The sequence below is a fragment of the Streptomyces sp. Tu 3180 genome, assembly GCF_009852415.1.
Taxonomy (GTDB): Bacteria; Actinomycetota; Actinomycetes; order Streptomycetales; family Streptomycetaceae; genus Streptomyces.
In genome coordinates, this window is record NZ_WOXS01000002.1 from 4,996,326 (window position 1) to 5,017,536 (window position 21,211).

The 21,211-nt window shown below is 74.6% G+C and carries 19 protein-coding genes and 3 pseudogenes; 15 read left to right on the forward strand and 7 right to left on the reverse strand.

What is annotated here, in order from left to right; genetic code table 11:
• Positions 1–38: 38 nt before the first annotated feature.
• Complete coding sequence (locus tag GL259_RS23600; RefSeq protein ID WP_159535324.1) at positions 39–1,220, reverse strand: hypothetical protein; 1,182 nt, start codon at positions 1,218–1,220, stop codon at positions 39–41.
• Between the two features lie 277 nt (positions 1,221–1,497).
• Here GL259_RS23600 and GL259_RS23605 point away from each other — a divergent pair, with 277 nt between their 5' ends.
• The 5 genes from GL259_RS23605 to GL259_RS23625 all read left to right on the forward strand — a co-directional run bounded on the left by GL259_RS23605 (position 1,498) and on the right by GL259_RS23625 (position 6,615).
• Positions 1,498–2,931 (forward strand): NAD(P)H-hydrate dehydratase, encoded by a 1,434-nt coding sequence (locus GL259_RS23605; RefSeq protein ID WP_159535325.1) that lies wholly within the window; start codon positions 1,498–1,500, stop codon positions 2,929–2,931.
• A gap of 102 nt (positions 2,932–3,033) precedes the next feature.
• A complete protein-coding gene (gene alr / locus GL259_RS23610; protein WP_159535326.1) occupies positions 3,034–4,206 on the forward strand; it encodes an alanine racemase in 1,173 nt (390 codons plus the stop codon).
• Between the two features lie 108 nt (positions 4,207–4,314).
• Entirely contained in the window at positions 4,315–5,592 is a 1,278-nt protein-coding gene (locus GL259_RS23615; protein ID WP_159535327.1) for an alpha/beta hydrolase, read from the forward strand.
• Positions 5,558–6,091 carry a tRNA (adenosine(37)-N6)-threonylcarbamoyltransferase complex ATPase subunit type 1 TsaE gene (tsaE, locus tag GL259_RS23620; protein WP_159535328.1) on the forward strand — a complete coding sequence of 178 codons (534 nt, stop codon included), beginning with the start codon at positions 5,558–5,560 and terminating at the stop codon, positions 6,089–6,091. Before GL259_RS23615 ends, tsaE begins: the two co-directional genes overlap by 35 nt.
• Positions 6,092–6,375: 284 nt before the next feature.
• On the forward strand, positions 6,376–6,615 hold the full coding sequence (locus GL259_RS23625) for a hypothetical protein (RefSeq protein WP_159535329.1): 240 nt from the start codon (positions 6,376–6,378) through the stop codon (positions 6,613–6,615).
• A gap of 41 nt (positions 6,616–6,656) precedes the next feature.
• Here GL259_RS23625 and GL259_RS23630 read toward each other — a convergent pair whose 3' ends face one another.
• On the reverse strand, positions 6,657–7,205 hold the full coding sequence (locus GL259_RS23630; protein WP_159535330.1) for a hypothetical protein: 549 nt from the start codon (positions 7,203–7,205) through the stop codon (positions 6,657–6,659).
• A gap of 119 nt (positions 7,206–7,324) precedes the next feature.
• Here GL259_RS23630 and tsaB point away from each other — a divergent pair, with 119 nt between their 5' ends.
• Genes tsaB through GL259_RS23650 form a run of 4 tightly spaced genes read left to right on the forward strand, consistent with a single transcriptional unit; the run spans position 7,325 to position 9,904 of the window.
• The gene (gene tsaB, locus GL259_RS23635) at positions 7,325–7,978 is read left to right on the forward strand and encodes a tRNA (adenosine(37)-N6)-threonylcarbamoyltransferase complex dimerization subunit type 1 TsaB (RefSeq protein WP_159535331.1); all 654 of its coding nucleotides are present in this window, start codon (positions 7,325–7,327) and stop codon (positions 7,976–7,978) included.
• Positions 7,975–8,487, forward strand: coding sequence for a ribosomal protein S18-alanine N-acetyltransferase (gene rimI, locus GL259_RS23640; RefSeq protein ID WP_208026507.1), 513 nt, complete (start codon positions 7,975–7,977; stop codon positions 8,485–8,487). The genes tsaB and rimI overlap by 4 nt, the downstream gene beginning before the upstream one ends.
• A gap of 41 nt (positions 8,488–8,528) precedes the next feature.
• Complete coding sequence (gene tsaD / locus GL259_RS23645) at positions 8,529–9,644, forward strand: tRNA (adenosine(37)-N6)-threonylcarbamoyltransferase complex transferase subunit TsaD (protein WP_159535332.1); 1,116 nt, start codon at positions 8,529–8,531, stop codon at positions 9,642–9,644.
• Positions 9,641–9,904, forward strand: coding sequence for a hypothetical protein (locus GL259_RS23650; RefSeq protein ID WP_159535333.1), 264 nt, complete (start codon positions 9,641–9,643; stop codon positions 9,902–9,904). The genes tsaD and GL259_RS23650 overlap by 4 nt, the downstream gene beginning before the upstream one ends.
• Here the strand turns inward: GL259_RS23650 and GL259_RS23655 are convergent.
• Together GL259_RS23655 and GL259_RS23660 are read right to left on the reverse strand one after the other, a co-directional pair.
• Positions 9,855–10,376 carry a hypothetical protein gene (locus tag GL259_RS23655; RefSeq protein WP_159535334.1) on the reverse strand — a complete coding sequence of 174 codons (522 nt, stop codon included), beginning with the start codon at positions 10,374–10,376 and terminating at the stop codon, positions 9,855–9,857. The genes GL259_RS23650 and GL259_RS23655 overlap by 50 nt on opposite strands.
• Positions 10,377–10,410: 34 nt before the next feature.
• Positions 10,411–11,312, reverse strand: a pseudogene (locus tag GL259_RS23660) (glycoside hydrolase family 3 C-terminal domain-containing protein); the annotation flags it as partial.
• Between the two features lie 306 nt (positions 11,313–11,618).
• Between GL259_RS23660 and GL259_RS23665 the strand changes: the two are divergent.
• A complete protein-coding gene (locus GL259_RS23665) occupies positions 11,619–12,671 on the forward strand; it encodes a LacI family DNA-binding transcriptional regulator (protein WP_159535335.1) in 1,053 nt (350 codons plus the stop codon).
• Between the two features lie 155 nt (positions 12,672–12,826).
• On the forward strand, positions 12,827–13,951 hold the full coding sequence (locus GL259_RS23670; protein ID WP_159535336.1) for an LCP family protein: 1,125 nt from the start codon (positions 12,827–12,829) through the stop codon (positions 13,949–13,951).
• A 359-nt stretch (positions 13,952–14,310) separates the two neighbouring features.
• Here GL259_RS23670 and GL259_RS23675 read toward each other — a convergent pair whose 3' ends face one another.
• The gene (locus tag GL259_RS23675) at positions 14,311–15,495 is read right to left on the reverse strand and encodes a class I SAM-dependent methyltransferase (protein WP_159535337.1); all 1,185 of its coding nucleotides are present in this window, start codon (positions 15,493–15,495) and stop codon (positions 14,311–14,313) included.
• Positions 15,496–15,660: 165 nt separating this feature from the next.
• Between GL259_RS23675 and GL259_RS23680 the strand changes: the two genes are divergently transcribed.
• The 4 genes from GL259_RS23680 to groL all read left to right on the forward strand — a co-directional run bounded on the left by GL259_RS23680 (position 15,661) and on the right by groL (position 19,653).
• Positions 15,661–16,518 carry a polysaccharide deacetylase family protein gene (locus GL259_RS23680; RefSeq protein ID WP_159535338.1) on the forward strand — a complete coding sequence of 286 codons (858 nt, stop codon included), beginning with the start codon at positions 15,661–15,663 and terminating at the stop codon, positions 16,516–16,518.
• A complete protein-coding gene (locus GL259_RS23685) occupies positions 16,515–17,303 on the forward strand; it encodes a polysaccharide deacetylase family protein (RefSeq protein ID WP_159535339.1) in 789 nt (262 codons plus the stop codon). Before GL259_RS23680 ends, GL259_RS23685 begins: the two co-directional genes overlap by 4 nt.
• A 300-nt stretch (positions 17,304–17,603) precedes the next feature.
• Positions 17,604–17,912: a co-chaperone GroES gene (groES, locus tag GL259_RS23690; RefSeq protein WP_037939482.1), complete on the forward strand. Its 309-nt coding sequence runs from the start codon at positions 17,604–17,606 to the stop codon at positions 17,910–17,912.
• A gap of 115 nt (positions 17,913–18,027) precedes the next feature.
• On the forward strand, positions 18,028–19,653 hold the full coding sequence (gene groL, locus GL259_RS23695; protein ID WP_159535340.1) for a chaperonin GroEL: 1,626 nt from the start codon (positions 18,028–18,030) through the stop codon (positions 19,651–19,653).
• Positions 19,654–19,756: 103 nt separating this feature from the next.
• On the opposite strand, the pseudogene GL259_RS38895 reads toward groL, so the two are convergent.
• Positions 19,757–20,446 (reverse strand): annotated as a pseudogene (locus tag GL259_RS38895) (pectate lyase); the annotation flags it as partial.
• 198 nt (positions 20,447–20,644) lie between these two features.
• A pseudogene (locus tag GL259_RS38900) lies at positions 20,645–21,145 on the reverse strand (RICIN domain-containing protein); the annotation flags it as partial.
• Positions 21,146–21,211: the final 66 nt, after the last annotated feature.

Here is a 21,211-nt window from a genome sequence, read left to right on the forward strand (position 1 = left end):
GGTGCGGTGGGTGGACCGCACCCCGCGCGGTGCGTCCGCTAGCAGATCGACTGGCTGCTGTTCACCAGCCGGTTGTTGCGGAACGTCGTGTTCTCGCCGCAGGGGCTCTCCCGGACCGACGAGTCCGTCACCGTGAGGTTCTGGATGGTGATGTCCTTGTTGTTCGGGAACTCCGAGCGGGCCGCCAGGCGGATCTCGCCGCCGCCCGTGACCGTGCCGCTCTGGGCGGCGAGGTTCACGTTGTAGCAGTTCTCGATCAGGATCGCGTTGTTGCCGGTGTGCGAGAGCGTCACCCGGTCGATCGTCGCGCCGCCGCTCTCCGAGACGCAGAACACGCCGCGCCCGCCGCCGCGGGCGACGACCTCGCCCACGCGGATGTTGGTGGCGTAGGAACTGCCGATCCGCCCGTTGCGGTTGGCCATGCGGAAGGCGGCGTAGCCGGTGCCGGTGCCCGCGTTCTCCGCGTCCACCCTGGTGACCGTGGCGTTGATCGTCTGGTTCAGCAGCAGGCCCGACTCGCCGACGTTGCGGGCGGTGACCGTGCCGACGGTGAGGCCGTCGACGCCGTAGGTCTCCACGGCGTGGCTGGACGCGCCGGAGACGTAGACGTTGTCGATGCGCACGTTGCGCGTCCACTGGCTGGTGTCGCCGCGGTTGTCGATGCGGACGCCGAGCCCGCCCGACAGGCGCATGTCGATCTGGCCGAGGACCACGTTCTGCACGTTGCGCAGGAAGATCCCGTACAGCGGGGCGCCGGTGACGCTGAGGTGCTGGACCTCGATGTCCCGGGTGCCGCGGGAGTAGACCGGGGCCTGGTCGCCGGAGCCGCTGCCGGTGACGTTGATGGTGCCGCACACGTCGAGCACGGTGTAGCTGGGCAGCGAGATGCGCGAACCGGCGGAGACGGAGCCCGAGCCGCGGACCACCACCCGTTCCTTGCTGGTGCGGCCGGGGGACAGGCTGTTGACCGCCGCCTGGACGGCCGCGCGCATATCGGTCCCGGTGTACACGGTGCTGCCGCCGCGGCGGGCGGTCCAGGTGCCGCCGCTCTGCACGGCCTCGGCCTGGTAGGAGCCGTCACCGCAGGCCGCGGCCCGGGCGGGGGCCGGAGCGGCGGTGCCCGCGCCCGTGGCGGCGCCGGCGGGGGCCGTCATGGTGCCGGCCGCGGTGAGGAGGGCGGTGGCGCCGGCTGCGGCGAGGAGTGCGGCTCTGCGTCCCATGGGTCCTCTGCTTCCGTCGTCGAACCGATTCGACTGAATCGATTCATCCTGTGGGGGGCGGAGAGTTTGGCAAGGGCATGCCAGTGACGTCAATGGCCGCGACCGGCTCGCGGACGACCGGCTCGCGGACGACCGGCTCGCGGACGGCCGGCTCGCGGACGGCCGGCTCGCGGACGGCAGGCTCGTGGACGGCAGGCGGCCGGCTCCGGCGGTACGGGAGTCGAACCGGCCCCGGCGGTACGGGAGTCGACCGGCCGTGTGCGGGAGACTCGGACGCATGCGGACTGCGTACAGCGTGGAGACGGTCAGGGCGGCGGAACGGGAACTGATGGCACGGCTGCCGGAGGGGGCGCTGATGCAGCGCGCCGCCGCCGGGCTCGCCGCGGCCTGCGCGGACCTGCTGGGGCGGGTGTACGGCAGCCGGGTCGTGCTGCTGGTCGGCAGCGGCGACAACGGCGGTGACGCCCTGTACGCCGGCGCCCGGCTGGCCCGGCGCGGCGCGGGGGTGAGCGCGGTGCTGCTCGCGCCGGAGCGCGCCCACGCCGGAGGGCTCGCGGCGCTGCGCCGGGCGGGCGGCCGGACGGTGGGCGCGGAGGCGGCCGAGGGGCTGATCGGGCGGGCCGATCTCGTCGTCGACGGCATCGTCGGGATCGGCGGCAGGGGCGGCCTGCGCCCGGAGGCGGAACGCCTGGCCGACGCCGCCGCGCGGGCGCGGGCCGCGGTGGTCGCCGTGGACCTGCCGAGCGGGGTCGACGCGGACACCGGGGAAGTGCGGGGGACGGCGGTCCGGGCCGACCTCACGGTGACCTTCGGGACGCACAAGCCGGGCCTGCTGATCGACCCGGCGCGGGAGCACGCCGGGTCGGTGCGGCTGGTCGACATCGGGCTGGAGCTGCCGGCGGAACCCGGCCTGGAGGCGCTGCAGCACGCGGACGTGGCCCGGCTGCTGCCGGTGCCGGCCGCCGAGAGCGACAAGTACCGGCGGGGCGTCGTCGGCATCGCGGCCGGGTCCGCCCGCTACCCGGGGGCCGCGGTGCTCGCGGTGGCGGGGGCACTGCGCGGCGGTGCGGGGGCCGTGCGGTACGTCGGTCCCGCCGGGCAGGCCGTGATCGCCCGCTTCCCCGAGACACTGGTGTCGGACCGGGGGCCGAAGCACGCGGGGCGGGTGCAGTCCTGGGTGGTCGGGCCGGGGGCCGGGGACGACGCGGCGACCGTCGCGGAGGTGCTGGCGGCGGACGTGCCGGTGCTGATCGACGCGGACGGGCTGCGGCTGGCCGAGCCGTCGGCGGTACGGGCGCGCCGGGCGCCGACCCTGATGACCCCGCACGCCGGGGAGGCCGCCGCGCTGCTCGGCGTCGAACGGCACGAGGTCGAGGACGGCCGGCTGTCCGCGGTGCGGGAACTGGCGGCGCGGTACGGGGCCACCGTGCTGCTCAAGGGCTCGACGACCCTGGTCGCCGACGCGGGCGGCGGACCCGTGCGGGTGAACCCGACCGGCACGTCCTGGCTGGCCACGGCGGGCAGCGGGGACGTGCTGTCGGGCCTCGCGGGATCGCTGCTGGCGGCGGGCCTGCCGGCGCTGGACGCGGGGAGCGCGGCGGCGTACCTGCACGGCCTGGCGGGCCGCTTCGCGGCGGACGGGGCGCCGGTGGGGGCGCACGACGTGGCGGAGGAGATCGCGGCGGCCTGGCGGAGCGTCGTGCGCGGATGAGGCACGTCCCGGCGGGGCGCCGTGCGGGGACACGGGCCGCGGGCGCCGGGCACGCCCCCCGGTGCACGGGGGGCGTCGTACCGCTCTGAGACACTGGGCGGGATGAACGAGACAGCTGCCCAGCGGACCGCCCACCTGCGGGCCCGTGCCGAGATCGACCTGGCCGCCGTGCGGGCCAACGTGCGCGTCCTGCGGGAGCGCGCGCCCGGCGCCGCCCTCATGGCCGTGGTCAAGGCCGACGGGTACGGGCACGGCGCGGCCGCCTGCGCGCGGGCGGCTGTCGAGGCCGGGGCGACCTGGCTGGGCACGGCCACGCCGCAGGAGGCGCTCGCGCTGCGCGCGCCCGGCGCCGGCGTGCCCGCCGACGTGCGGATCATGTGCTGGCTGTGGACGCCCGGCGGACCGTGGCGGGAGGCGATCGAGGCCGACCTCGACGTGTCCCTGAGCGACGTGTGGGCGCTGGAGGAGGTCCGGCGGGCCGCCCGCCTCGCGGGACGGGCCGCGCGGGTGCAGCTCAAGGCCGACACCGGGCTCGGACGCGGCGGCTGCCAGCCCGGCGACTGGGCCGGCCTGGTCGCCGGGGCCCTGCGCGCCGAGGCCGAGGGGCTGCTGCGCGTCACCGGCCTGTGGTCGCACTTCGCCTGCGCCGACGAGCCGGGGCACCCCTCCATCGCCGCCCAGCTCACCCGCTTCCGGGAGATGGTGGCGTACGCCGAGGCGCGGGGGGTGCGCCCCGAGGTGCGGCACATCGCCAACTCGCCCGCCACCCTCACCCTCCCCGAGACCCACTTCGACCTCGTCCGCCCCGGGATCGCGATGTACGGCGTCTCGCCCAGCCCCGAGATCGGCACCCCCGCCGACTTCGGACTGCGCCCGGCGATGACCCTGTCCGCCTCCCTGGCCCTGGTGAAGCACGTCCCGGGCGGCCACGGCGTCAGCTACGGCCACCACTACGTCACCCCGGGGGCCACCACCCTGGGCCTGGTCCCCCTCGGCTACGCGGACGGCATCCCGCGCCACGCCTCCTCCGCCGGTCCCGTCCTGGTCGAGGGCAAGTGGCGCACGGTCGCGGGGCGGGTCGCGATGGACCAGTTCGTCGTCGACCTGGGCGGGGACGAGCCGGGGCCGGGGGCCGAGGCGGTCCTCTTCGGCCCCGGTGACCGCGGCGAGCCCACCGCCGAGGACTGGGCGCAGGCCGCGGGCACCATCGCGTACGAGATCGTCACCCGGATCGGAAGCCGCGTGCCGCGCGTCTATGTCAATGCGGCCCCGTGAACGGGCCGACGGCATGAACATGTTGACGCGTGCGGGGAACGGGACGGATGACCCGCGCGGAGCCGCGGGCCCCACCCCGGCCAGCGACCCGGCGAAGAGGAGCGGTACGTGAGCGAGAGCAGTGCGGAGGCCGTCACGACCGCCGCCACGACCGCCGCCACGACCGCCGCCGCGGCGGCCGCCTCCGCCGCGGGGGCGGCCGGGAGCTGGCGCCGGGCGACCGGCATCGCCGGCGTGGCGATAGGCGTGATCGCCACCGGGGCCGCCGCCGGTGTCGCGATAGAACGGATGACGGTCGGCCGGGGCATGCGCAGGAAGGCCCGGCTCGCCCTCGACGCGGCGGGACCGTACGGCGCGCTGCGCGGCACGCCCGGCAAGGCGTACGCCGACGACGGCACCGAGCTGTACTACGAGGTCGACGACCCCGACCCGGACCCCGACGCCACCACGCCCGCGCGTCGCCGCCGGCTGTTCGGCCGCAGGTCCCCGGCCCCGGTCACCGTCGTCTTCAGCCACGGCTACTGCCTCAACCAGGACTCCTGGCACTTCCAGCGGGCCGCGCTGCGGGGCGTCGTCCGGACCGTGCACTGGGACCAGCGCAGCCACGGCCGCTCGGCGCGGGGCGCGGCCCAGGTGGAGCGGGGCGAGCCGGTCACCATCGAGCAGCTGGGGCGGGACCTGAAGGCCGTCATCGACGCGGCGGCGCCCGAGGGACCGGTCGTGCTGGTCGGGCACTCCATGGGCGGGATGACCGTGATGGCCCTCGCCGGCCTGTACCCGGAGCTGATCCGCGAGCGGGTCGTCGGCGTCGCCCTCGTCGGCACGTCGTCCGGGCGGCTGGGCGAGGTCAACTTCGGACTGCCGGTGGCCGGGGTCAACGCGGTGCGGCGGGTGCTGCCGGGGGTGCTGAAGGCGCTCGGGCAGCGGGCCGAGCTGGTGGAGAAGGGGCGCCGGGCCACCGCGGACCTGTTCGCCGGGGTCATCAAGCGGTATTCGTTCGCGTCCCGGGACGTGGACCCGGCCGTCGTCCGGTTCGCCGAGCGGATGATCGAGTCCACGCCGATCGACGTGGTCGCCGAGTACTACCCGGCGTTCAGCGACCACGACAAGACCGAGGCCCTCGCCCACTTCGCCGGTCTGCCGGTGCTGGTGCTGGCCGGCGTGCAGGACCTGGTGACGCCCAGCGAGCACAGCGAGGCGATCGCCGACCTGCTCCCGGACGCGGAGCTGGTGATGGTGCCGGACGCCGGGCACCTGGTGATCCTGGAACACCCGGAAGTGGTCACCGACCGGCTCGCCGACCTGCTCGTCCGCGCGGGCGCGGTGCCGGCAGGGACTACCGTGAACGGTTATGGAAGCACCAGCGACACCGCACGGCCCGGCTGAGCCGCAGCCGCCCACGAACGCCGTCGAGCTGACCGTCACCTCGCCCGACCAGATGCGCGAGCTCGGCCGCAGGCTCGCCAAGCTGCTGCGCGCGGGCGACCTCGTGATGCTCTCGGGTGAGCTCGGCGCGGGCAAGACGACACTGACCCGGGGGCTCGGCGAGGGACTCGGCGTCCGGGGCGCGGTCACCTCCCCGACGTTCGTGATCGCCCGGGTGCACCCGTCCCTGGGCGAGGGCCCGCCGCTGGTCCACGTCGACGCGTACCGGCTGTCCGGCGGACTGGACGAGATGGAGGACCTCGACCTCGACGTCTCGCTGCCCGAGTCGGTGATCGTCGTGGAGTGGGGCGAGGGCAAGGTCGAGGAGCTGACCGAGGACCGCCTCCAGCTCGTCATCCACCGCGCGGTCGGCGACACCACGGACGAGGTGCGGCACGTCACGCTCACCGGTCTGGGCGAGCGCTGGAGGAGCACCGACCTGAGCGTGCTGTCGGCCTGAGGGCCATGCGCGCTCCCGGGGCCGGCCCCGGGGCCGCTTCGGGCTGCCGGGGATCGTTCCGGACCGCTTCGGGCTGCCGGGGAATGCTCCGGACCGCTTCGGGCCGTCCGGGCCGGTCAGGACCGCTCCGGACCGCTCGAGGACGCTCCGGACCGCCGCCGGTGAACATTCCGACAAGGCGTCGGCAAACTGTTGCGTTCGGCGTCCCGGGCGTGGTCACATGGTATCCAGCTCGTAGTTAGGTGTACCTAACCACGTCCGCCCCCGACCCCCAGGAGGCGTCCATGTCGGCCGACCGGAGCACCCGCCGACCCGCGGTGCGACAGCAGCCGGAGTCGCTTTCCGGGGTGCCGATGCGCGACCTGCTCGCCGCCTGCGCCGCGGCCGCCGCGATCTCCACCCCGCCCCGAGCCCCCGAACCCCGGCCCTCCGAGCCGGCGAAGGGGCGCGACCTCCACGACCCCTGCGGCCACCCGGACCACCCGGGTCGCCCGGGCCGCACGGACCGCCGCGAGGCCGCGTAGCCGGCACGGTCCGCCCGGGCGGGTCCGCCGGCCCCCGGCGGTCACGGGACGACGACGACCTTGCGGCCGATCGCCGCGAACCCCCACATCGCCGCGCCGTCGGCACGGGTCTCGCGGATGCCGCCCGTCCGCTCCTGCGGGTTCCGGGCCGGGACCGAGCCGTCGACCGCCGCGCTGAAGCCGATCACCGTGCCCTGCGCGGAGGCGAAGCGGACGACGTGTTCGACCGGGACGCCGTCCGACCCGGTGATGCGCCGGGAGCGGGAGGTGACCCGGTAGGTGCCCGGCGCGGGGTCCACCGTGCTGGGGCTGACCCCGAAGGTGCGCCTGACCCTGCCGTCGTCCCCCACCAGCCACACCCGGTCGTCGCCGAGGGAGTACACGACGCGGACGCCCTGGCCGGACCGGCGGGGCAGGGGCGCGGGACGGTCCCCGCCCCGGGACCCCTCGGGGGCGGCCTGCGCGCCCCCGGCGCTCGACCGGAGCAGCTCGGGCGGGACGCTCACCGACGCCTGGTGGCCGAGGTAGCCGACCGTCGCGAAGGCCGCCGCGGTGAGCCCCGCCACGATCGCCGAGCTGGTGCCTGCCACCGTCGCCACCTCTGTCCCGCTCTGTCCCGTCCTGTACGTATGTCGACGCGACCGTAGCAGTAAGTGACCGGCCGGCCGCCGCGGCCGTGGCCGGGGCGCGGGAGCCGTAGGCTGTTTGCGTGCTCTTGCTCGCTCTGGATACCGCCACCCCCGCCGTCACCGTCGCGCTGCACGACGGCCGCGACGTCATCGCCTCGTCCAGCCAGGTGGACGCCCGCCGCCACGGCGAGCTGCTGCTCCCGGCGATCGACCGGGTGCTCGCCGAGGCCGGCCGGAGGCTGGACGCCGTCACCGGGATCGTCGTCGGCGTCGGCCCGGGCCCCTACACCGGACTGCGCGTCGGCCTGATGACCGCGGACGCCTTCGGGCTCGCGCTCGGCGTCCCCGTGCACGGTGTGTGCACGCTGGACGGCCTCGCCTACGCGGCCGACCTCCAGGGCCCCTTCGTCGTGGCGACCGACGCCCGCCGCAAGGAGGTCTACTGGGCGCGTTACGCCGACTCCCGCACCCGCCTCACCGACCCGGCCGTCGACCGGCCCGCCGACATCGCCGAGCAGGTCGAGGGCCTGCCCGCGGTCGGCGCGGGCGCGCTGCTGTACCCCGACACCTTCCCCAAGGCGCACGAGCCCGAGCACGTGTCCGCCGCCGCCCTGGCCCGGCTGGCCGCGGAGAAGCTCGCGGAGGGCGCGCAACTGCCCGCGCCCCGGCCGCTGTACCTGCGCCGGCCCGACGCCCAGGTCCCCAAGAACTACAAGGTGGTCACCCCCAAGTGACCGGATCCGAGACTGCCGTGCTGCGCGAGATGCGCTGGTGGGACATCGAACCCGTGCTGGAACTGGAGCGGGGGCTGTTCCCCGACGACGCCTGGTCGCGGGGGATGTTCTGGTCCGAGCTGGCCCACGCGCGCGGGCCCGGGGCGACCCGCCGCTACGTCGTCGCCGAGGAGGACGACCGGATCGTCGGATACGCGGGCCTCGCCTCCTCCGGGACGGACTCCGACGGCGCCGCCGCCGCGGCGGACATCCAGACCATCGCCGTCACCCGCGACCACTGGGGCACCGGCCTCGGCTCGCGGCTGCTGACCGAACTGCTGCGGGCGGCGACCGCCTTCGAGTGCGCCGAGGTGATGCTGGAGTGCCGGATCGACAACGTCCGCGCCCGGAAGCTCTACGAGCGCTTCGGCTTCGAGACCATCGGGGTCAGGCGCGGCTACTACCAGCCGGGGAACGTGGACGCCCTGGTGATGCGGCTGACCGACCCGTCCACCCCCGCGAACCCGTGAACCCGTGAATCCCGTGAACGGCGGACAAGGAACCGAGACCCATGGCTGACGAACCCCTGGTACTGGGGATCGAGACCTCCTGCGACGAGACCGGCGTCGGCATCGTCCGCGGCACCACCCTGCTGGCGGACGCCGTCGCCTCCAGCGTCGACGAGCACGCCCGTTTCGGCGGCGTCGTCCCGGAGGTCGCCTCCCGGGCGCACCTGGAGGCGATGGTGCCGACGATCGACCGCGCGCTGAAGGAGGCGGGGGTGAGCGCGCGCGACCTGGACGGCATCGCCGTCACCGCCGGTCCCGGCCTCGCCGGCGCGCTGCTGGTGGGCGTCTCGGCGGCCAAGGCGTACGCCTACGCCCTCGGCAAGCCCCTGTACGGCGTCAACCACCTCGCCTCGCACATCTGCGTCGACCAGCTCGAGCACGGGGCGCTCCCGGAGCCGACGATGGCGCTGCTGGTGTCCGGCGGGCACTCCTCGCTGCTGCTGTCGAGCGACATCACCTCCGACGTCCGCCCGATGGGCGCCACCATCGACGACGCGGCCGGCGAGGCCTTCGACAAGATCGCCCGCGTGCTGAACCTCGGCTTCCCCGGCGGCCCGGTCATCGACCGGTACGCCAAGGAGGGCGACCCGGACGCGATCGCGTTCCCGCGCGGTCTGACCGGGCCGCGCGACCCGGCGTACGACTTCTCCTTCTCCGGGCTGAAGACGGCCGTGGCCCGCTGGATCGAGGCCAGGCGGGCGGCGGGGGAGGAGGTGCCGGTGCGCGACGTGGCGGCCTCCTTCCAGGAGGCGGTCGTGGACGTGCTCACCCGCAAGGCGGTGCGCGCCTGCAAGGACGAGGGCGTCGACCACCTGATGATCGGCGGCGGTGTGGCCGCCAACTCCCGGCTGCGCCTCCTCGCCCAGGAGCGCTGCGAGGCGGCCGGCATCCGGCTGCGCGTGCCGCGGCCCAAGCTGTGCACGGACAACGGCGCGATGGTGGCGGCGCTGGGCGCGGAGATGGTCGCCCGGGGCCGCCCGGCCTCCGACTGGGGCCTGTCGGCGGACTCCTCGCTGCCGGTGACGGACCCGCACGTGCCGGGCGAGGCGCACTCCTCCGCGCACGACCACGCGCACGACCACGTGCACGAGATCAGCAAGGAGAACCTGTACTCGTGACGGTCGCGCTGATGTGGGAGGCCCGGGCGGTGCCCGGCCGGGGCGCGGACCTGCTGGTCTGGGCGCAGGAACGGCTGCGCGAGCTGCCCGGGCGTCCCCTGCGCCGGGAGACCCTCCGCGCCCCGCAGGACCGCGTCCTGGTCATCACCTGGTGGGACGCCCCCCACGACGCGCGGCTCCCCGAACTGCCGGAGCCGGACGGGGAACTGGTCACACGTCCGGTGCACCGGTGGCGGTTCGAGTCGCTGGGCGGCGACTGACCGGCGAGGTCGCGAGCTTCCACGATCCCAGCGGCACGGACCTGCGCCACAGCAGCTTGCCGTTCCGGCGTTCCCAGACGGCGACGGTCGTGGCCTTCAGCAGCCAGCCCGCCGCCGTCGGCAGGGGCATCAGGGCCGTCCACGGCTCCCACGCGAGTGCCATCGCCAGCGTGGGCAGCGCTATCACGGGGAAGAGCCCGGGCAGGAAGAGGTGCCCGCGCAGGGGCTCGTCCGGGGGCAGCGCCACGTCCTCGGCCAGCGGGGCGGCGGCCCGGTAACTCCGTACGTCGAAGACCACGTCCAGGAGCAGGACCAGCGCCGTGACGCCTGACGCCACCGCGACGGCCGTCCCCGGCGGCGCGCCGGGGAGCGGCGGGAACCCGCGCACGGCGCCCGTCACCGCCGCGCAGACGGCCGCGGCGACCAGCGCCGTGCCGGTGGCCCTGATCTCGTGGTACAGACTCCGGTACATCCCGACGCGCCCCCCGGTGCTTGCCGCGCGCGGGTCAGGCCGCCGGCGACACCTCCGTCCCGCACCGCAGCCGCCGGTCCGGACCGAGCACCCGCACCGGTCCCGTGAGGGTGAGCCGCGCCGTGTGGCGCACGTCCGCGCTGGATGCGGCCAAACGTAGTTCCAGGACGCCGGGTTCGACCACCCGCCTGCCTGAACGGTCGGTGAACGCCGAGAGGTCCGCGTGGAAGCGGAACGTCACCCGCGCCGCCGCGCCCGGGGCCAGCTCCACCCTCCGGTAGCCGCCCGGACGGACGTCCGGGCGGGTCACCGGCGCCACCGGGTCGTGCAGGTGGAGCCGCACGACCTCGGCCCCCTCGCGCCCGCCCGTGTTGCGCACGGTCGGGGACACGTCGTGCGCCCCGTCCGTCGCGAGCTCCACCGGTTCGTCGCCGCCCGTGAAGTCCTCCCGGGCGAACGTCGTGTACGGGCGGCCGTGGCCGAAGGGGTACAGCGGGGTCGGGTCGAGGTTGCCGACCTCGCCCGCCAGGCCCAGCGGCGGCTGGAGGTAGGTCCACGGCTGGCCGCCGGGCCCCCGGGCACGCCCACCGGCAGCCGGCCGGAGGGGGTGACGCGGCCCGACAGCACTCCCGCCACCGCCGGGCCGCCCTCCTCCCCCGGGAGGAAGGCCTGGACGACGGCGCCCAGGCGGCCCTGCCAGCGGCCGAGCGCGTACGGGCGCCCGGTGAGCAGCACCAGGACGACCGGCACGCCCGTCGCGACCAGCGCGTCGAGGAGCTCGCCCTGGACACCCGGCAGGTTCAGGTCCGCCGCGTCGCACCCCTCGCCGGAGGCGCCGCGGCCGAACAGGCCCGCCCGGTCGCCGAGCACCGCCACGCACACGTCCGCCTCAGCGGTCCGCGCGACCGCCTCCCCGAAGCCCGCCGCGTCCGGGTCGGAGGTCATGTCGTGCTGGTGCGGGGCGACGCCGTCGCCGTCCGTGTCGGCGCCCACCCACACGCCGTACAGCTGGGCGGCCTTCTCCTCCAGGGGCATCCGGGAGAGCAGGTCGTCGACGCGGGCGGCGGCGGGCAGGGCGGGGTCCCGCCAGGGCGCGGTGGTCATGAGGCTTCCGTCGGGTGGACGAACGGCCCTCTCACGAACTTTCCGAGCGAATGTTTCGAATCAAGCGGCGAATGTTCCGGGAACCCATGGCGCCCGGGGGACTACGTCAAGAGGGCCCGCAGGGATACGATCGCCGCCATGACTTCCCCGCAGCCCGCCGAAACCCGGACGCGAGGGCGCAGCACGCAGACCGCGACCCTCGCCGAAATCGCCCGCGAGGCCGGCGTCTCCGCGCCGACTGTTTCGAAGGTCCTCAACGGTCGCGCCGACGTCGCCCCCGCCACCCGGAGCCGGGTCGAAGGGCTGCTGCGCGCCCACGGCTACCGGCGCCGACGCGCCGAGGCCACCCGCTCGCCCCTGATCGACCTGGTCTTCCACGAGCTGGAGAGCGCCTGGGCGATGGAGGTCATCCGGGGCGTGGAGAACGTGGCCCGGGACGCGGGCCTCAGCGTCGTGCTCTCCGAGAGTGCGGGGCGGCTCACCCCGGGGCGCACCTGGGCCGACCAGGTCGCCGCGCGCCGCCCGCACGGCGTGATCCTCGTGCTGTCCGGCCTCGACGAGTCCGGGCGGGCGCTGCTGACCAGCCGCTCCATCCCGTTCGTGGTGATGGACCCGGCCGGCGACCCGGGCACCGACGTGCCGTCCATCGGCGCGACCAACTGGCAGGGCGGGCTCGCCGCCACCCGGCACCTGATCGATCTGGGGCACACCAGGATCGGGGCGATCAGCGGGCCCTCGCGGATGATGTGCAGCCGCGCCCGCGTCGACGGCTACCGCGCCGCCCTGGAGACCGCCGGGCTCCCGGTGGACCCCGGGCTGATCGTGACGGGCGACTTCCACCACGAGGCCGGCTACCGGCAGGGCCTCGCCCTGCTGCGCCGGGACGACCGGCCCACCGCCGTCTTCGCCGGCAACGACCTCCAGGCCCTCGGGCTGTACGAGGCCGCGCGCGAACTGGGGCTGCGGATCCCCGAGGACCTGAGCGTGGTCGGGTTCGACGACCTGCCGGTGGCCCGCTGGGTGGGGCCGCCGCTGACGACCGTGCGGCAGCCGCTGACGGAGATGGCGGAGGCGGCGGCCAAGCTGGTCCTCGACCTGGGCAGGGGCGAGGACCCGGCGGCGGCGACCCGGGTGGAGCTGGCGACGAGTCTGGTGGTGCGCAGCAGCACGGCTCCGCCGGGCGGGGCGTGAGCCGCCCGGCCTCTTCCTCCTCCGCGTCCCCTCCGGCCCCTGCGTCCTCCTCGAAAATTTCGGGGGGAGGGGGAGGGATGTCGCGCGCTCCCCGAAGTCTGAGAATTTCTCAAGAAAACCGGCCCGGGGGTCGTTGCTCACCATAATTCGGACTTATGTTCCTGCTCGTGACGGGACATCAGGGGAGCGGCGGAACCGGTGACGGCGGGGCCGGGGACGGCGGGGACGGGTCCGGGGACGCGGGCATACGGGCGGGCGTGCGGGCGGCCCGGCGGACGCGGGTGCTGAAGGCCGCCGGACTCGCGCTGGCGGGCGTGCTCGTCCTGGGCGCCGGGGCGGCGGGCTGGGTGTACTGGCAGCTCAACGGCAACATACGGAGCGTCGACATCGACGGCGCCCTGGGCGACGACCGCCCCGCCGGGCCGCCGCCCGCGTCCCCGGACGCCTCCGGCCCGGCCTCACCCGTGCCGACCGGCTCCCTGAACATCCTGGTCCTGGGCTCGGACTCGCGCGGCGGCGCGGAGAACCGGGCGCTCGGCGGCGGTGACAGCGCCGGCGCCCGTTCCGACACCGCCATGGTCGTCCACCTCGGCGCCGGCCGGAGGGCCGCGACGGTGGTCAGCATCCCGCGCGACACCCTCGTCGACCGGCCCGCCTGCCCCCTGGAGGACGGGGAGTCGACCCGTGCGGCCTCCGGTGTGATGTTCAACAGCGCGTACGAGGTGGGCGGGCCGGTGTGCGCCGTGAAGACCGTCGAGTCGCTCACGGACGTCCGCATGGACCACTACGTCGAGATCGACTTCGCCGGCTTCGCCCGCCTGGTCGACGCGCTCGGCGGGGTCACCGTCACCACCGAGGAGGACATCGACGACGACCGCAGCCACCTCACCCTGGACGCCGGCACCCACCACCTCGACGGCACGGACGCCCTCGCCCTGGCCCGCACCCGGTACGACATCGGCGACGGCAGCGACCTCGGCCGCATAGGACTCCAGCACCAGCTGGTGAAGGCGCTGCTGGAGCAGATCGCGGACGAGGACCTGCTGACCAGCCCCACCCGGCTGTACCGGGTCGCCGACACCGTCACCGGCAGCCTCACCACCGACACCGGCCTGGACTCACTGGGCGAACTGACGCGCCTGGCCCAGAGCCTGCGGGACCTCCCGCCCGACGGCGTCACGACCCTCACCATGCCGGTCGTCCCGGCCCCCTGGGACCGCAACCGCGTGGTGGCGGACGAGCCGGAGGCGGGGGAGCTGTGGGCTTCGCTGACGGGATGAGGCGACCATCCGTTCGGCTGACCGGCGCCGGTCCCGACCGCCACGGGCCCCGGACCCGTGGCGTCCTCGGGCCGGCGGCCGGCGGGGCCGCCCCGCCGGGCCGTCGCGCCCTCCGGCGCGCCCGGGTCCGCGCACGCCGCGAGTACGCCCGGCCGGCGTTCCGGGGTGCGTGATCGTCGACGGCCTCGGCGACGACGGGGCGGTGCCCGTCCTGACGCCGCCCGGCCGGAAGAGGGCCGGGCACGCGGACGAGCACCGGGTCCCCCACGGCACCGACGCGGTGATCCCGGAGGGGCCGGCCGGGGGTCCCGCGGCCGGCGGGGAGAGCGTCGCGCCCGGAGCCGGCCCGGTCCGGCGCCTCAGCGCACCGGGTGCCCCAGCAGCATCGCCGGGGCGCCGTCGACGCGGGTCAGGAACACCGTGACGGACCCGGTGCCGTGCGGCTTGGGCAGGACCCTGCGGCGCAGCTCCTCCGGCTCCACCGCCGAGCCGCGCTTCTTGACGGTCAGGGTGCCGATGCGCCGCTCCCGCAGCAGCGCCTTCAGCTTCTTGGCGTTGAAGGGGAGGCGGTCGGTGATCTCGTAGGCGGTGGCGTACGGCGTCGGGCGGTGCTCGTCCGCGGTGACGTACGCGATGGTCGCGTCGATCAGCCCCCCGCCGAGGTCCCGCGCGACCTCGGCGACGAGGTGCGCGCGGATGACGGCGCCGTCGGGCTCGTACAGGTACCGGCCGGGCGGCCGGACCGCGGGATCGGGCAGGCCGCGGGAGAGCAGCGTGCGGGGGCCGGGCAGCAGGGTCGCCCGGACCGCCCCCGGACCGGCCGCCTCCCCCGTGCCGAACCACAGCACCGCCTCCTTCACGTCCCCGCCGTCCGAGATCCACTCGGCCTCCGCGTCGCCGGGCACGGCCTCGTGCGGGATGCCGGGCGCGACCTTGAGCGCGGCGGCGCGAGGAGCGGTGCGGGCCGCTCCGACCGCCCAGGACAGCGGGGGCGAGTACGCCTCGGGGTCGAAGACGCGGCCCCGGCCGCCGCGCCGGGCCGGGTCGACGAAGACGGCGTCCCAACCGGCCGTGTCCACCTCCGTCACGTCCGCCTGCCGCACCTCGATCAGCTCCGCGAGCCCCAGCGCGTCGGCGTTCGCCCGGGCCGCCGCGGCGGTGAGCGGGTCCCGGTCCACCGCCAGCACCCGGATCCCGGCGCGGGCCAGCGCGATCGCGTCCCCGCCGATCCCGCAGCACAGGTCGGCCACGGACGTCACGCCCAGTTCCGCGAACCGCCGTGCCCGGTAGGCCGCCACGCTCGCCCGGGTCGACTGCTCCACCCCGTTCGGGGTGAAGAACATCCGCCGGGCGTCCTCGGCCCCGAACTTCGCCACCGCCCGCTGCCGCAGCCGCGCCTGGCCGAGCGCCGCCGACACCAGCTCGGCGGGGTGCTCGCGGCGCAGCCGGGTCGCGACGGCGAGTTCGTGCGCCGGGTCGGTGCCGTGCACCTCGTCGAGGAGGGCGCGGCCTTCGGGGGTGAGGAGGGGGGCGAGGTCGTTCACCGGCTCATTGTGAGCCAGTCGGTGGACCGTGCGCCTCCGGCCGTGGTGTCGGGCCGGGGCGCGGGAGGCGGGCTGCGAGGATCCGGCAGCATGCGAGTAGTAGGACAAAATGACAAAAAGTGGTCCCGCTGCCGGACACGGGGCGGTGTACGGACCGGCCTCGTCGTGCTCGCGCTCGCCGCCCTCGCCCCGGGCTGCGGACGGGGCGACACCGAGGTCGTGGCGGCGGGCGGCCAGCAGCGCTTCGAGGCGCCCCCGGCCCGCGCGCTCGACTCCTACGCCACGAAGCTGCGCGCGGCGTACGCCGCCAGGGCCGCCGCCGCGAAGCGCTGGGGGCTGAAGAAGGTGCCCCTGACCGCTCCCGCGCCCCCGGCGCGGAAGCCGCGGATCACCACCCGCGAGGGCTTCGAGGTCGACGGCCACCGCCGGCTGGGCCTCCCCCCGGTCTTCACCACCGTCCCCACCGAGGAGAAGGTCGTCTTCCTCACCGTCGACGACGGCGCCGAGAAGGACCCCGCGTTCCTGCGGATGATGAGCGAGCTGAGGATCCCGTACAGCGCCTTCCTCAGCGACTACCTCGTCAAGGAGGACTACGGGTACTTCAAGGAGATGCAGGACCGGGGCGTCGCCCTGCACAACCACACCCTGCACCACCCCTACCTGCCGGCCCTGTCCTACGCCCGCCAGAAGCGCGAGATCTGCGGCATGCAGGAGGTCGTCGAGGAGCGCTACGGCGAGCGCCCCGTCCTCTTCCGCCCGCCCTTCGGCAACTACGACAAGGCCACCCTGCGCGCCGCGAAGGCCTGCGGGATCACCCACGTCCCCCTGTGGAACGAGGAGGTCTTCGTCGACCACTGGGAGTACCGCGAGTGGGACCGCGAACTGCACCCCGGCGACATCGTCCTCACCCACTTCCGGGGCCGCGGCGAATGGGAGGGCACGATGCCGGACATGGTCCGCCGCTTCCTGGACAAGGTCACGGCCGAGGGATACGCGGTGGGGCGGCTGGAGGACTACCTGTGAGGCGCCGGGGGGCACGGACCGCCCTCCTCGCGGCGGTCGCCCTGCTGGCCGCGCTCGCCGGGTGCGGCCCGTCGGCGGGGCCGGGAGCCGGGACGGCCGCGCCCGGGGCCGGGGAGAGCGGCGCCGGGGACGGCGCGGGCCAGTCGCCCGGAGACGGCCCCGCGCCGGGAGGCGGCGTGCCGCCCGTCGTCGACCACGTCCCGACCGAGGACGAGGTCGTCTTCCTCACCTACGACGACGGCGCCGAGCGCGACCCCCGCTTCATCGACCTGGTGCGCGAACGCCGTCTCCCCGTCAGCATGTTCCTCACCGACAGCGTGGTGGGCCCCGGATACGCCCACTTCGCCCGCCTGCGCGCGGTCGGCGCGAGCCTGCAGAACCACACCCTCGACCACCCCGCCCTGCGCGGTCTGCCCTACGCCGGCCAGCGCGCCGAGATCTGCGGCCAGCAGCGCAAGCTCGCGTCCCGCTTCGGCGTCCGTCCGCACCTCTTCCGCCCGCCCCACGGCACGTACGACGCCACGACCCTGCGCGCCGCCGCCGACTGCGGCATCACGGCGGTCGTGCTCTGGCGGGTGACGCTGGAGGGCGACGGCGGCCTCACCTACACCCACGGCGCGCACCGCCTGGCCCCCGGCGACATCGTCTCCGTGCCGTCGGCCGGCACCCCGCCCCTGTCCCTGGCGGAGCGGACGACGCGGTTGCTGCGGGAGGTGGAGGAACAAGGGCTGAGGGTCGGCAGGCTGGAGGACCACCTGCGGCCGGCGCGCCCGCCCGGCGCCTGAGGACGGGGCCGCGCAGGACCGGGGCGGTGACCCGGGCGCACCGGCTCGCGGAGGCGGCCACCGCACGCCGGCCGGCCGCACGGCCCCCTGCGGAAGAGGCGCCGCATCCGCGACGCGCCGCGGGTAATTGGCACTCCGCTTGACCGAGTGCTAATCGCGGTCATAGTCTCAGGTCTGGCACTCCCCCCTGGAGAGTGCCAAACACGCGACGGGCAGGTCCGGCACCCGCGACGACGGATCGACCTGGTCGCCACCTCAGACAGTTAACCCCGTGAGATCTCCGAAGGGGGAGGTCGGATCGTGACGACCGCCAGCTCCAAGGTTGCCATCAAGCCGCTCGAGGACCGCATCGTGGTCCAGCCGCTCGACGCCGAGCAGACCACGGCTTCGGGCCTGGTCATTCCGGACACCGCCAAGGAGAAGCCCCAGGAGGGCGTCGTCCTGGCCATCGGCCCGGGCCGCATCGAGGACGGCAAGCGCGTCGAGCTCGACGTGAAGGTCGGCGACGTCGTTCTGTACAGCAAGTACGGCGGCACCGAGGTGAAGTACAACGGCGAGGAGTACCTCGTCCTCTCGGCTCGCGACGTCCTCGCGATCATCGAGAAGTAAGTCACCTCGCAGCACTTCTGCTCGAACTGCGCCCCTGGCCCCTGCATCCGATAAGAAGCCGGGCGCCCGGGGCGCAGTGATTTCACCCCAGATTTCCGAGAGGGCTCCCGCTGCCATGGCGAAGATCCTGAAGTTCGACGAGGACGCCCGTCGCGCCCTCGAGCGCGGCGTCAACAAGCTTGCCGACACGGTCAAGGTGACGATCGGCCCGAAGGGCCGCAACGTCGTCATCGACAAGAAGTTCGGCGCCCCCACCATCACCAACGACGGTGTCACGATCGCCCGCGAGGTCGAGATCGAGGACCCGTACGAGAACCTCGGCGCCCAGCTGGTGAAGGAGGTGGCGACCAAGACCAACGACATCGCGGGTGACGGCACCACCACCGCCACCGTGCTGGCCCAGGCCCTGGTCCGCGAGGGCCTGAAGAACGTCGCCGCCGGCGCCTCCCCGGCCGCCCTGAAGAAGGGCATCGACGCCGCCGTCGCCGCGGTCTCCGAGGACCTGCTCGCCTCGGCCCGCCCGATCGACGAGAAGTCCGACATCGCCGCCGTCGCCGCGCTGTCCGCCCAGGACCAGCAGGTCGGCGAGCTCATCGCCGAGGCGATGGACAAGGTCGGCAAGGACGGTGTCATCACCGTCGAGGAGTCCAACACCTTCGGCCTGGAGCTGGACTTCACCGAGGGCATGGCCTTCGACAAGGGCTACCTGTCGCCGTACTTCGTGACGGACCAGGAGCGCATGGAGGCCGTCCTCGACGACCCCTACATCCTCATCACGCAGGGCAAGATCTCCGCGATCGCGGACCTGCTGCCGCTGCTGGAGAAGGTCATCCAGGCCAACGCCTCCAAGCCGCTGCTGATCATCGCCGAGGACGTCGAGGGCGAGGCCCTGTCGACCCTGGTCGTCAACAAGATCCGCGGCACCTTCAACGCCGTCGCGGTGAAGGCCCCCGGCTTCGGCGACCGCCGCAAGGCGATGCTGCAGGACATGGCCGTCCTCACCGGCGCCACGGTCGTCTCCGAGGAGGTCGGCCTCAAGCTCGACCAGGTCGGCCTGGACGTCCTCGGCTCCGCCCGCCGCGTCACCGTCACCAAGGACGACACCACGATCGTCGACGGCGCCGGCAAGAAGGAGGACGTCGAGGGCCGCGTCGGCCAGATCAAGGCCGAGATCGAGACCACCGACTCCGACTGGGACCGCGAGAAGCTCCAGGAGCGCCTCGCGAAGCTGGCCGGCGGCGTGTGCGTCATCAAGGTCGGCGCCGCCACCGAGGTGGAGCTGAAGGAGAAGAAGCACCGTCTGGAGGACGCCATCTCCGCGACCCGCGCCGCGGTCGAGGAGGGCATCGTCTCCGGTGGTGGCTCCGCGCTGGTCCACGCCGTCAAGGTCCTCGAGGGCAACCTCGACAAGACCGGCGACGAGGCCACCGGTGTCTCGGTCGTCCGCCGCGCCGCCGTCGAGCCGCTGCGCTGGATCGCCGAGAACGCCGGCCTCGAGGGCTACGTCATCGTCTCCAAGGTCGCCGAGCTCGAGAAGGGCAGCGGCTACAACGCCGCCACCGGCGAGTACGGCGACCTGATCAAGGCCGGCGTCATCGACCCGGTCAAGGTCACCCGCTCCGCCCTGGAGAACGCCGCCTCCATCGCCTCCCTCCTCCTGACGACCGAGACCCTGGTCGTCGAGAAGAAGGAAGAGGAGGAGCCGGCCGCCGCGGGCCACGGCCACGGCCACGCCCACTGAGCGACCCGCTCACAGCGACACGAGGGCCCGGCACCGCTGAACGGCGGTGCCGGGCCCTCGCCGTGCGTCCCCGGACCTCCGGGGACCCAGCGGTCCCGCGGTCCTACTGGTACGTCACGTCGGATTCCTCGTAGAGGCAGGACTTGCCGTCGGGACCACTGCCGAGCGCGGTCGGCTCGTCACCGCTGTCGTTGCCCTCGAACCGCTCGCAGACGACGATCTTCTTCTTGGTGTCGCCGGCGATCCGCACGCCCGAGAGGGTCGCGGTGTCGCCGTAGTTGGCGTTGACGCCGGCGAGGACCTTGCCGGGGCCGGTGACCAGGACGTCGTCGATCACGACGTGGCGCTGGTACTGGGTGCCGCAGTTGCCGCACGAGCGGTAGAGCTTGCCGAAGTCGGACACCTGGAAGTCCCTGATGGTCAGGGTGCCGGCGCCGTTGTGCTGGAAGACCTTGTCGTCGGCCTTGCGGGCACCGCCGCCGATCACCTCGTACTGCGCCGCCGCCGACTTGCCCTTGAAACTGGCGGCGTCCTCGCCGACGTCCTCCCACCACACGTTCACCAGGGTGCAGCTGCCCGTGCAGTGCACTCCGTCGGCGGCGGGCGAACCGAGGATCACGTTCTTCAGCGTCGCACCGTCGGCGAGCTCGAACAGCGGGTCCTGGCCTTCGCCCTGGCCGCTGCCGCCGAGGTCGCCCGAGCCGTGGAAGCGCTTCAGGGAACCGTCGTACTCGCCGCTCACCTCGATGGTCGAGGAGACGGGCTGCTCGTCGGTGGCGGTGGGCCAGGAGGCGAGGCCGGTGCCGCCGGACGGCTCGTCGTCCGCGGGCGCGGTGGCGCCCGCGGAGGGGGACGCGGGAGCCGAGGGGGAGGCGGCGGGCGCGGAAGCGGAGGGAGACGCGGTGGCGCTCGCCGTGGGGGTCGCCGGAGGCGTCGAACCGTCCACCTCCTGCAGGGTCCAGCTCTTGCCGGCGGCCTTGTCACAGGAGTTCTGCTGCAGGAGACCGGACTTGGGGTTCAGGCACTTCTCGCTGTGCGCGTTGATCAGGTGGTGGGCGGCGTCGCCGAGGGAACCCACCTTCCAGACCTGGGAGGGGCCCGTGCCGCACCTCTGCTGCTGCACGGCCTTCCCGGCGGAGGCCGAATCGCCCCTGACGCCCACGCACAGGCCGGTGGCGGAGGACCTCACGGTGAAACCGTCGCCGGAGCCGGCCAGTTCCCAGCTCTGGTCCGCGCCCCCGTCGCAGGCCGCCAGGGCCAGCTGCACCCCGTCGGCCGTGCTCCCCGACGGGACCTCCAGACAGGTTCCGCCCGCCGCGTTCACCAGGCGGTAGGTGCCCGCGCCCGGTCCCGCGGCGGATGCCGACATCAGCACGCCGCCGACCACGGCGCCGCCCACCAGGGATGTGGTGAGAGCGCCGATCAGGACGGTGCGGCGCCGGCCGTTCTTCCTCCGGTGCCCCGTGCGCGGGGCGGTGTTCGTACTGCGCATGTCACGGCTTTCGTTCGGTGTGCGATGGCCCTCGGTGTCCACCGGCCGGAAGTCGCCGCCGCACGG